Below are 10,225 nucleotides of genomic sequence, written 5' to 3'. Positions count from 1 at the left end.
CCCGGCGCTGAGCATGCCTCAGCAGTTCCCCCCCCCCCCCGCGAGCGTGGGAGCCGAGCGTCAGACCGCGGCCACCCCGCTCAACGGCGCCCCCGAGCTCGTCGGGGCACCGGCGCCCAACACCCTCCCGGTCTCGCCGATCCAGGTCGCCCCCGGCGTGCGGCCCGCCCCGGCCGCCCCGGCGCTCCCGGCCGCCCCGGCGCTCCCGGGCCAGACCCTGGTCCCGCTGCTCAACGGACTGGGCGTGCCGGCCAACCTGGTCAACCTCGCCCCCGCCGGACTGCCGTTCCTGCCGGGCGCCCCGGTGACCGCGCCGCAGCCGGTCATGCCGGCCGCACCACTGGGGACGGCCGCCCCGGTCAACAGCATCCCGCTGCTCAACGCCCTGCCCTGACCATCGAGCCACCGAACCACCGAACCACCGACGAGGGAGCGTGCTGTGCAGACCATCGCCAAGCTGGCCACCGGCCTGATGAGCCTCGCCCTGACCGTGGCCGCCGGCCCGGTCGCGGCGGCCGACCCCACCATCCCGCTGGATCCGGGCCAGCTGCCCGGGCTGGAGGCGATGACCAGCCTCGGCCCGGTGGTCCAGCAGGCGGCGGCCCATCCGGGCTCGGCACAGGAGCTGCTGCTGGCAGCGGCCTCGCAGCTGGCCGGCAACGCCGCCACCCCCGAGGGCTCGCTCGCGCTGGCTCAGGCGGTCACCAGGTTCGTGCAGGAGGGCGGCGCGGCCGGGCCGTCGCTGAGCCCGCCGTCGGCGGCGGTCGCCCAGCAGGCCGCCACCCTCGACCACGGCACGGCACCGCTGCTTACCCCCGGTCCGGGCAACGGTCCGATGCCGCTGGACCAGCACGTGCCCGCGCCGGGGGCGGCGCCGGGAACCGAGGCGCACCTGCCGGCCGGGGTCGACCCCGCGCACGCCGCGGGGCCGGTCGCGGCGGCCATGCCCGAGGTGCCGACCATGGTGGCCGCCCCGCCGCCGGCTCCGGCTCCGGCACCGGCGGCGCTGGCCGGACCGGCTCCGGCACCCGCCCCCGCGGCGATGCCCTACGACCCGGGTGCCCCGCCGACCCAGGACTTCATGTATCCGTCGATCAGCAACGGCTGCCTGAAGGACGGCGGCAACGTCATCGCCACCGCGATCGCGGTGGCCGGGCCGGCCAAGATCCCGGCACCGGGCCCCGCCGCCGGCCAGATGGCCTACGTGTTCACCGCCGTGGGCACCCCGGCTCCGGCCGCAGAACAGAAACTCCCGCTCAACGTGACCTGGGTGAACCTGAGCACCGGGCGCTCCGGCACCGCCACGCTCAAGCCCAACCCGGCGATCAACCCGCAGGGCCCGACCACGCTGACGGCCATCGTGGACACCGGGCCGGGCAGCGTCATGTCGACGATCTTCGGCCAGGTGACAACGCTGGACAAGCAGTGCACCTTCATGCCGACGATCGGCTCCTCGGTCGTCCCGTAACCGGGCTGCCCCGCCCCTGGGGCCACGGGTCTAGGCTGGTGTCGCAATGGCACTGCTCGATCCGCTCGACTCGCTGATGCTCACGGCTGAGTTCGTTTCCAGCCCAATGCATGTCGCCGCTCTGATGGTCCTCAGCCCGCCGCCAGGCGAGGATCCGAAGGACTACGTCAAGCAGCTCTATGAACAGACGCTGACCGCCGCGGTCGACGTGGACCCGAGACTGCGGCGGGTCGTGCACAGCGGGATCGACACCGGATTCATGTGGGTGTGGCGCGACGCGGACAACGTCGACATCCGGCACCACTGCCAGCGCCGCACCCTGCCCCGCGGCAGCGGCCCGGACGACCTGTGGCGGATGGTCTCCGATCTGCACGCGCTGCGCCTGGCCCGCTCCGAGCCGCTGTGGATGGCCTACCTGATCGACGGCCTTCCCGACGGCCGGTTCGCCTTCTACATCAAGGTGCACCACATCGTCGTCGACGGCGTGGCCGGCCTGAAGATGATCACCGACTCGCTCAGCCCCGATCCGGACCTGCGCGCCATGCCGCCCTTCTATGCCACCAAAGAACAGCAGGCCCGCTCGCCCCGGCCGGCCGGGCCGCGGCCCCCGGCTCTGATCTCAGCGCTGCGCGGGGTGGTGGCGACCGCCTCCGCCGGGGTTGAACTGACCGGCAAGGTGCTGCACGCCCAGCTGGCGGGAGCGCTGGGAAGCCTGCTCACCCGAAGCATCGTCACCCCGTTCCGCGCGCCGAGGACCCGCTTCAACGCCAAGCTCGGCACCTACCGGGCGGTCGCCGGGACAAGCCTGGAGCGGGCCAGGGTTCAGGCGATCCGGGAAGCCGCCGGCGTCACGGGCAACGACGTGGTGATGACCGTCATCTCCGCGGCGCTGCGGCACTGGCTGGCCGAGCGCGGCGAGTTACCCGACCGTTCGCTGGTGGCGCTCTGCCCGGTCACGGTCCGCCCGGCCGGCTCGGTGGCCGCCGACAGCCACGGGAACCAGTTCGGCATGGGAATGTGCCCGCTGGGCACCGACCTGGCCGACGACGCCCAGCGGTTGGACCTGGTGCACAACGCCATGGTGAACGTCAAAAAGCAGGTGGCCGAAGAGGGCCCGGGGGCGATGCTGGTGGCGCTGGGTCCGGCGATCGGGCCGACCATCCTGCTGCCGCTGCTGCCGTTCGACACCAAGGTCCCCCCGAGCTTCAACATCCCGATCTCCAATGTGCCCGGACCGCGGGAAACCCTGTACTTCAACGGTTCTCGTGTCGACGAGCTCTATCCCGTCTCCACCATCTGGGACGGCATCGGCCTGAACGCGACGGTGTGCTCCTACGCCGACCGGATCAGCGTCGGCTACGTCGCCGACCGCGACCTGACCCCCGACCTCGAGACCCTGATCCCGTTCACCGAGCGGGCACTCGACGACCTCGAGGCCGCCGTACTGCGTCCGGCCTAGTAGGCCATGAACAGGATGTGCTCCCGTTCGTAGTGCATGCCGGGGTGGGCCTCGGCCAGGTGGGCCTGAGCCAACTCGACCAGTTCGTCTTCGTCCTTGCCGCGGATGGCCTCACCGCACGGACAGTTGAGGTGGGTCTTCATCGTCATGCCTTCTTCTCCTGCCCTGATGGCTCAGGCCTTCGCTATCCCGATTGCTCAGGCCTTCGCCTTCGCAGCTGACTTCATTTCCTTCTTGTATGACCGAACACGATCCAGCGAGCCTTTGTCCACCACGTCGGCGATAGACATGTGCGTCCCGGCTTTGCCGTAGTCGCCGGCGGCCGCCCGCCAGCCCTTCGGGGTCACCCCGTACTGCTTTCCCAGCAGTGCCAGGAAGATCCTGGCCTTCTGCTCGCCGAACCCGGGCAGTGCCTTGAGCCGGCGCAGCACCTCCGCGCCGTCGGGGTCACCCTGGTTCCACAGCGCGGCGGCGTCCCCCCCGTAGCCCTCGACGATCTCGCGGGCCAGTGCCTGGACCCGCTTGGCCATCGACCCCGGAAACCGATGCACCGCGGGGCTTTCCGCGCACAGCGCGGCGAACCGGTCCGGATCGCAATCGGCGACCAGACCGGGGTCGATCCCGCCGAGCCGATCGGCGATCTTGCGGGGACCCGCGAAGGCGACCTCCATCGCGATCTGCTGGTCGAGCAGCATCCCGACCAGCAGGGCGAACGGATCTTCTTCGAGAAGCTGGTCAGCTCCGGGCTCCTGGGCGAGGCAGAGCTTGCTCATGCCCCGATACTACGTCCGCTGCCGGCGCGGGCGGGCTGTGCCGGCTTCCATGTGGACGCGACAGCTCCGCGGTGCCCGCAATTAACCGGCAGGAAAGCAACCGGTGCTCTAACGTGGCGGCGACGACGACCGGCACACGCTGAGGAGCGCTATGAGGACAATCCGGGTACTGGCGGTGGCCACCGCGACCGTCGCCGGTTCCGCGGCTATCGCCGTGGGAGCCCCGGTCGATTCCGACGCGGCTTTCACGCCAAGCAAGCTTTCGAGCGCCAGGTACGAACTCACGGCGAAGGCCCGGGGGAACGGCCGGGCCGCGCCCCGCGCCCTGGCGTCGGGGAACGCCTCGGGTCGCGCCGGGAACTTCGTCGGCCTTTTCATCGGTAACGGCGCCGACGCCGCCCCGAACTGCCACGGACAAGCCTGCAACGGCGGCAACGGCGGCATTCTGTGGGGCAACGGCGGCAACGGCGCCAAGGGCGGCCACGGCGGCAACGCCGGACTGTGGGGCAACGGCGGCAACGGCGGCAACGTCGGCGGCAACGGCGGCAACGGCGGCTTCTTCTACGGCAACGGCGGTAACGGCGGCAACGGCGTGGCCGACCTCGTTGACGGCGGTAAGGGCGGCAACGCGGGCTTGTTCGTCGGCAACGGTGGTGCGGGCGGCAGAGGCGCGGACGCGGAGGACGGCGGCGAGATCATCCTGGAAGCCACCTACGGTGGGGACGGCGGCAACGGCGCCTTGCTGTTCGGGCAGGGCGGCAGGGGCGGTGACGGCGGGGAGAACACCTTCTTCGCCATTGGTCTCGCGTCCGGAGGCGACGGCGGGGTCGGTGGCAGGTCCGGCTTGTTCGGCCGCGGCGGCGCCGGTGGTGACGGCGGCTACTCGTTCACATTCGGAGAACTCGGATCGGAGGGCGGGGCGGTGGCCGGCTACGGCGGGGACGGCGGCCGCGGCCTGCTCTTCGGGGCCGGTGGCGCCGGCGGCAGCGCCGGGGATGCCGCGGTGGACTCCGACGACCCCGAACACGTCGCGGAGGGGGGCTATGGCGGCTGGGGCGGCGCCTCCATCTGGGGCCAGGGCGGGAAAGGCGGGAACGGCGGATACGGTTTCGGCTACAACCAGGCCGCTGCGTTCGGGGGCCCCGGGGGCACCGGCGGCAAGTCGAACTCAAACCGGGGCGGGGACGGCGGTGACGGGGGCGGAGGCGAAGCCGAGGACGGCACAGCCCTCGGGGCCTACGGCGGTGATGGCGGCGATGTCGTGGTCGGGACCGCTGGTTCCGGCGGCCAGGGCGGAGGCAGCACCAAGCCGGACGGCAGCACGATCGGCGGGAACGGAAGCGGCGACGGCGGTTTCGGCGGTCGGGGCCTTCTTTTCTCCCGCGGCGGCAACGGCGGCAACGGCGGCGATGCCGTCGGCGGTGGCGAGACCCCCACCTGGACCAACACCTACTTCGACCCCCCGGCGACGGTTAAGAACCCGGTGGGCGGCCGCGGCGGCGGGGCTGGATCCGGCGGTTTCCTGGGTCGCGGTGGTACCCCCGGCACCGACGGCACACCGGCGCCGGCGCCGGTGCCCAGTGCGGCGGCCCGGTTGGCAGCGGCGGCCAGAACACCGGTCAGGCCCGCGGCTACCGTCAGGTCCGCAGGCGTCGACGGCCCCCGTTCGCCGAAGGGTGCTGCCCGCCCCGGCCGGTCGCCGCGCGGCTGACCGCGCGACTCCCTACGCTGTCGGGAGCCGACCGCCGCCGACGGGAGTGATGTGCCGACCGACAACGAGAAGACGCCGCGCGGCGCCGAGTACGTCTCCGTGCAGGCCAGCCCCGAATTCCAGGATCTGCGCCGCCGCCTTCGCCGCTTCGTGTTCCCGGCGGCGGCCTTCTTCCTGATCTGGTACGCCGCCTATGTCCTGCTGGGCGCGTTCGCCCACGACTTCATGGCCACCAAGGTGTGGGGCAACATCAACGTCGGTCTGCTGCTCGGGCTGGGCCAGTTCCTCACCACCTTCGCGATCACCGGCCTCTACGTCCGATTCGCCAACCGCGAACTGGACCCGCGGGCCGCCGCGATCCGCGCCGAGATGCACTGGACCGAGCAGTGACCCCCCTCCTCCTGGAGACTCGCCTCCTCGCCGAGGGCACCCGGATCGGCAACCCGGCGGTCAACATCAGCATCTTCGCCGCCTTCGTCGTCATCACGCTGGTGATCGTCATCCGGGCCGGGCGCACCAACACCAACGCCACCGAGTTCTTCACCGCCGGCCACGCCTTCTCCGGCCCGCAGAACGGCGTCGCGATCGCCGGCGACTACCTGTCGGCGGCGAGTTTCCTCGGCATCGCCGGGGCTATCGCCGTCTACGGCTACGACGGGTTCCTCTACTCGATCGGGTTTCTGGTCGCGTGGCTGGTGGCGCTGCTGCTGGTGGCCGAATTGCTCAGGAACACCGGTAAATTCACCATGGCCGACGTGCTGAGCTTCCGGCTGCACCAGAAGCCGGTCCGGCTGGCCGCGGCCACCTCGACCATGACGGTGTCGCTGTTCTACCTGCTGGCGCAGATGGCCGGTGCGGGCGGCCTGGTGGCGCTGCTGCTCGACATCAACGGCCGGTTCGCGCAGTCCGTGGTGATCGCCGTCGTCGGCGTCCTGATGATCCTCTACGTGCTGATCGGGGGAATGAAGGGCACGACCTGGGTGCAGATCATCAAGGCCGTCCTGCTCATCGCCGGTGCGGCGATCATGAGCGCTCTGGTGCTGGCGAAGTTCGGGCTGAACTTCTCGGCGCTGCTTGGCAGGGCACAGGACATGGTGCACCAGGCCGCCACCAAGGGCGTCTCAGGCCGCGACGTGCTGGCCCCGGGCGCCAAGTACGGCGCAACGGCCGTCTCGAAGATCGACCTGCTCTCCCTGGGCCTTGCCCTGGTGCTCGGAACGGCCGGCCTACCGCATGTGCTGATGCGGTTCTACACCGTGCCGACCGCCAGGGAGGCCCGCCGCTCGGTGGTCTGGGCGATCGCACTGATCGGCGCCTTCTACCTGTTCACCCTGACCCTGGGCTACGGCGCGGCCGCTCTGGTCGGACCGGACACGATCCTCAAGGCGCCGGGCAAGGAGAACTCCGCGGCACCGCTGCTGGCGTTCCAACTCGGCGGGGTGATCCTGCTCGGCGTCATCTCGGCGGTGGCCTTCGCCACGATCCTGGCCGTGGTCGCCGGACTGACCATCACCGCGTCGGCCTCCTTCGCCCACGACGTGTACGCCAGCGTGATGAAGTCGCACAACGTGACCGAGGACGAGCAGGTCCGGGTCTCCCGGATCACCGCCGTCGTCCTGGGCGTCGCGGCGATCGGTCTTGGCATCCTGGCCAACGGGCAGAACGTGGCGTTCCTGGTGGCGCTGGCATTCGCCGTTGCGGCCTCGGCGAACCTGCCGACGATCCTGTATTCGCTGTACTGGCAACGGTTCAACACCCGCGGAGCGTTGTGGAGCATGTACGGCGGATTGATCAGCTGCCTCGTTCTGATCGTGCTGTCCCCCGCGGTGTCCGGCGCCAAGACGGCGATGCTGCCCGGCCTGGACTTCCACGTGTTCCCGCTGTCGAACCCCGGGATCGTGTCGATTCCGCTGGCGTTCCTGCTCGGCGTCGTGGGCACGCTCACCTCGCGCGACACCGGCGACCCGGTGCTCAACGCCGAGATGGAGGTGCGCTCACTGACCGGCGTGGGCGCCGAGAAGGCGACGCACCACTGAGTCCGATTGCCCCACGTAGGGCTGCCCGGGCTAGCCGCCACTCTTGCGGCGGAAGGTGCGGCGCTGCTCGGCCGGTCCGTGGGCGTGGGACTGCCTGGATCCGCCGTCGGTGTGGGCGGCATTGCCGGCCGCGTTGGCCTTCTTGCGCTCGAGTGCCTCGCGGAACTTGCGCTTGGTCTCGTCCTGGGGGTCGCTCTCCGATTCGGCCATGCTGGCAAGGTTATCCCGGCGGCATGCCGTAGAGGTGCGCGATCGGCAAGCGCAGCAGCACCCGCCGGTCGGCGACCATCGCCCGCCGGTAGTCGTCCCAGTCCGGATGCTCCCCGGCGATGCTGCGGTACAGCGTGATCAGCGACTCGACGGTCTCGTCGTCCGGTGCCGCGGCCGGCGGGCTGAGCACGGCGTCGCCCTCGGCGACCGCATACGACCACCCGTCGGGCGAGCTGACCAGCAGCGAGGCGCGCGGGTCGCGGCGCAGGTTGCGGGTCTTGGCCCGCGGCTCGGTGACCGACACCTCGACGGCCGGACCCCGGGGGTCGAAGTGGTAGCTGACGTTGGACAACTGCGGGCGTCCGTCCCGCTTGATGGTGGCCAGGACACCCAGCGCGTTGCCGGCGATCACGGCCAGCAGCTTGTCGTCGAAAACCTGACGCCTCACCCGACGAGCCTACTGCGGACGCGGGTAGGGTGGCGCGCGATGAACCGTCCCGCCAACGAGAAGGCCGATGCGGCCGCGCTCACCGGGGTGTCGGAAACCGCCCTGATGACCCTCAACGGCCGCGCCCGGCAGGCCGAGATGCCCGACGCCATCATCGACGACCCGATGGCCATCGCTCTGCGCGATTCGCTGGCGGTGGACTACGACAAGTTCGGACGGCGCGGCCAGGAGATGGCACTGCGCTCGCTGGCCGCCGACCGCTGCACCGTCGCGTATCTGCGCGGCCGGCCGCGGGCCACCGTCGTCGCGCTGGCGGAGGGGTTCCAGACCAGCTTCTGGCGCCTGGACGCCGCAGTGCCGGACCCGCAGTTCCGATGGGTGTCGGTCGACCTGCCGCCGGTGGTCGAGCTGAGGGAACGGCTACTGCCCCCCTCGCCGCGTATCACCAACCTGGCCCAGTCCGCCCTGGACTACAGCTGGATGGACCGCGTCGATGCCGGCGACGGGGTGTTCATCACCGCCGAGGGTCTGCTGATGTACCTGCAGCCCGACGAGGCGATGGATCTGATCCGCCAGTGCGCCAAGCGTTTTCCGGGCGGTCAGATGTTCTTCGACCTGCCGCCGACGATCATCAAGAAGGTCGCCCCCAAGGGCATCCGGGCGTCCAGGCACTACCGGGTGCCGCCGATGCCGTTCAGCCTGTCGATCAACCAGTTACGCGATCTGGTCGGCCGGGTTCCCGGGTTGCGGGCCGTGCACGACGTGCCGATGCCCGCCGGGCGCGGCTTCGTCTTCAAGACAGTCTTCCCGGCGTTCTGGCGGTTCGGGCCGACGAAGCCGTTCCGCGGCGTCTACGCCCTGCTCGAATTCGGCTGAGCGAACTCGGCGTCGAGATAGCGTCGCGCCTCGGCCCGGCCCAGTCCCAGCGCCCGCGCGGCCTGGGCATAGCTGTGTGCAGCAGCCGCCATCGCCGCGTCGGCGGGGTCGCGCCGCGCCACGAACGTGCCCAGCCGGCGACGGGTCTCGACGATTCCGGCAGCCTCCAGTTCCCGGTAGGCGCGGGCAACGGTGTTGACCGCCAGGCCCAGCTCGCCGGCCAGTTCGCGGACCGTGGGAAGTCGGGCGCCGGGCGCCAGCCGCCCGTCCCGGACGGCCTCGATCACCGCCAGGCGCAACTGCTCGAAGAACGGAACAGCCGAATCGGAGTCAATCCGCACCCACTGCACGGGCCTCAGTATCGCCGACAGCGGCTATCTTTGGGGGCGTGCGGATCGCGGTGCTCAGCGGGGCGGGGATCTCGGCGGAGAGCGGAGTTCCGACCTTTCGCGACGACGAGACCGGTCTGTGGTCGAAATACGACCCCTACGAGATCTCCAGCACCGACGGATGGCAGCGGCACCCGGAGCGGGTGTGGGCCTGGTACCTGTGGCGCCACCATCTGGTGCGCGAGGTCCAGCCCAATGCCGGCCACCGTGCGGTGGCGGCCTGGCAGGACTTCGCCGAGGTGACGGTGGTGACCCAGAACGTCGACGATCTGCACGAGCGCGCGGGTAGCCGCACTGTGCACCACCTGCACGGCAGTCTCGCCGAATTCTGGTGTGACACTTGCGGTTCGCGCTATCACGGTCCGCTTCCGGAGATGCCCGAACCTGTGCTGGAGAAGACCCCGCCGGCCTGCGAGTGCGGCGGGAGGATCAGGCCCGGGATCGTCTGGTTCGGCGAGGCCCTGCCCGACGAGCCGTGGCAGGCCGCCGTCGAAGCGGTGGCCACCGCGGATGTGGTGGTGGTCGTCGGCACCTCCGGCCTGGTCTACCCGGCCGCCGGCCTGCCCGACATCGCCCTGGCCCAGCGGACCGTGGTGATCGAGGTCAATCCCGAACCCACCCCGCTGTCCTCCTCGGCGACGCTCAGCGTCCGGGAGACCGCGGGCGCAGCGCTGCCGACCCTGCTGCAAAGGCTGCCCGAACTGCTCGACTAGGTGTCGTGACCTGACACGTTGTTGTCAGGCGGCGAGCCGGCTGATGGGTGGTCGTCCGCCGAGGGCGGAGTGGCCTCGTCGAGTGTTGTAGCGGTCAAGGAATCGGTCAAGACCGCGTTTGCGTTGGCTGTTGCTGCTCCAG

Annotated in this window: 13 protein-coding genes and 1 pseudogene; 8 read left to right on the top strand and 6 right to left on the bottom strand. The window is 70.9% G+C overall.

The window, feature by feature from the left end:
• From ACKOQ4_RS11535 to ACKOQ4_RS11525, 3 genes and pseudogenes are all read left to right on the top strand, one after another.
• A pseudogene (locus ACKOQ4_RS11535) lies at window positions 1-394 on the top strand (hypothetical protein); the annotation flags it as partial.
• 45 nt (window positions 395-439) lie between these two features.
• Window positions 440-1,468, top strand: a complete 1,029-nt coding sequence (locus tag ACKOQ4_RS11530; RefSeq protein WP_526291911.1) for an Rv1157c family protein — start codon at window positions 440-442, stop codon at window positions 1,466-1,468.
• A 46-nt stretch (window positions 1,469-1,514) separates the two neighbouring features.
• Entirely contained in the window at window positions 1,515-2,927 is a 1,413-nt protein-coding gene (locus ACKOQ4_RS11525) for a wax ester/triacylglycerol synthase family O-acyltransferase (RefSeq protein ID WP_526291909.1), read from the top strand.
• Here the strand turns inward: ACKOQ4_RS11525 and ACKOQ4_RS11520 are convergent.
• Both ACKOQ4_RS11520 and ACKOQ4_RS11515 read right to left on the bottom strand, forming a co-directional pair.
• A complete protein-coding gene (locus ACKOQ4_RS11520; protein ID WP_313674215.1) occupies window positions 2,924-3,070 on the bottom strand; it encodes a DUF1059 domain-containing protein in 147 nt (48 codons plus the stop codon). The genes ACKOQ4_RS11525 and ACKOQ4_RS11520 overlap by 4 nt on opposite strands.
• A 54-nt stretch (window positions 3,071-3,124) precedes the next feature.
• Entirely contained in the window at window positions 3,125-3,700 is a 576-nt protein-coding gene (locus ACKOQ4_RS11515) for an HhH-GPD-type base excision DNA repair protein (RefSeq protein WP_526291907.1), read from the bottom strand.
• A 151-nt stretch (window positions 3,701-3,851) separates the two neighbouring features.
• On the opposite strand from ACKOQ4_RS11515, the gene ACKOQ4_RS11510 reads away from it, so the two are divergent.
• The 3 genes from ACKOQ4_RS11510 to ACKOQ4_RS11500 are packed head-to-tail and all read left to right on the top strand — an operon-like array spanning window position 3,852 to window position 7,447.
• Window positions 3,852-5,411 (top strand): PGRS repeat-containing protein, encoded by a 1,560-nt coding sequence (locus ACKOQ4_RS11510; protein ID WP_526291905.1) that lies wholly within the window; start codon window positions 3,852-3,854, stop codon window positions 5,409-5,411.
• Window positions 5,412-5,462: 51 nt separating this feature from the next.
• Window positions 5,463-5,801, top strand: coding sequence for a DUF485 domain-containing protein (locus tag ACKOQ4_RS11505; protein WP_526291903.1), 339 nt, complete (start codon window positions 5,463-5,465; stop codon window positions 5,799-5,801).
• 11 nt (window positions 5,802-5,812) lie between these two features.
• Window positions 5,813-7,447 carry a monocarboxylic acid transporter gene (locus tag ACKOQ4_RS11500; RefSeq protein WP_526291915.1) on the top strand — a complete coding sequence of 545 codons (1,635 nt, stop codon included), beginning with the start codon at window positions 5,813-5,815 and terminating at the stop codon, window positions 7,445-7,447.
• Between the two features lie 30 nt (window positions 7,448-7,477).
• Here ACKOQ4_RS11500 and ACKOQ4_RS11495 read toward each other — a convergent pair whose 3' ends face one another.
• Both ACKOQ4_RS11495 and ACKOQ4_RS11490 read right to left on the bottom strand, forming a co-directional pair.
• The gene (locus ACKOQ4_RS11495) at window positions 7,478-7,657 is read right to left on the bottom strand and encodes a DUF5302 family protein (RefSeq protein WP_526291901.1); all 180 of its coding nucleotides are present in this window, start codon (window positions 7,655-7,657) and stop codon (window positions 7,478-7,480) included.
• Between the two features lie 10 nt (window positions 7,658-7,667).
• Window positions 7,668-8,105 carry a PPOX class F420-dependent oxidoreductase gene (locus ACKOQ4_RS11490; protein WP_526291899.1) on the bottom strand — a complete coding sequence of 146 codons (438 nt, stop codon included), beginning with the start codon at window positions 8,103-8,105 and terminating at the stop codon, window positions 7,668-7,670.
• A 39-nt stretch (window positions 8,106-8,144) separates the two neighbouring features.
• Between ACKOQ4_RS11490 and ACKOQ4_RS11485 the strand changes: the two genes are divergently transcribed.
• Window positions 8,145-8,981 carry a class I SAM-dependent methyltransferase gene (locus ACKOQ4_RS11485; RefSeq protein ID WP_526291897.1) on the top strand — a complete coding sequence of 279 codons (837 nt, stop codon included), beginning with the start codon at window positions 8,145-8,147 and terminating at the stop codon, window positions 8,979-8,981.
• Here the strand turns inward: ACKOQ4_RS11485 and ACKOQ4_RS11480 are convergent.
• A complete protein-coding gene (locus ACKOQ4_RS11480) occupies window positions 8,957-9,331 on the bottom strand; it encodes an Rv1152 family transcriptional regulator (protein ID WP_526291895.1) in 375 nt (124 codons plus the stop codon). The two genes, ACKOQ4_RS11485 and ACKOQ4_RS11480, sit on opposite strands and share 25 nt — an antisense overlap.
• Window positions 9,332-9,369: 38 nt before the next feature.
• Between ACKOQ4_RS11480 and ACKOQ4_RS11475 the strand changes: the two genes are divergently transcribed.
• On the top strand, window positions 9,370-10,083 hold the full coding sequence (locus tag ACKOQ4_RS11475) for an SIR2 family NAD-dependent protein deacylase (protein WP_526291893.1): 714 nt from the start codon (window positions 9,370-9,372) through the stop codon (window positions 10,081-10,083).
• Window positions 10,084-10,107: 24 nt separating this feature from the next.
• Here ACKOQ4_RS11475 and ACKOQ4_RS11470 read toward each other — a convergent pair.
• Window positions 10,108-10,225, bottom strand: a 118-nt coding sequence (locus ACKOQ4_RS11470; protein WP_526291913.1) for an integrase core domain-containing protein, incomplete at its 5' end; no start/stop codon positions are given.

This window comes from Mycobacterium sp., assembly GCF_046095365.1.
Lineage (GTDB): Bacteria > Actinomycetota > Actinomycetes > Mycobacteriales > Mycobacteriaceae > Mycobacterium.
This window is presented reverse-complemented; position numbering and strand designations above follow the sequence as displayed.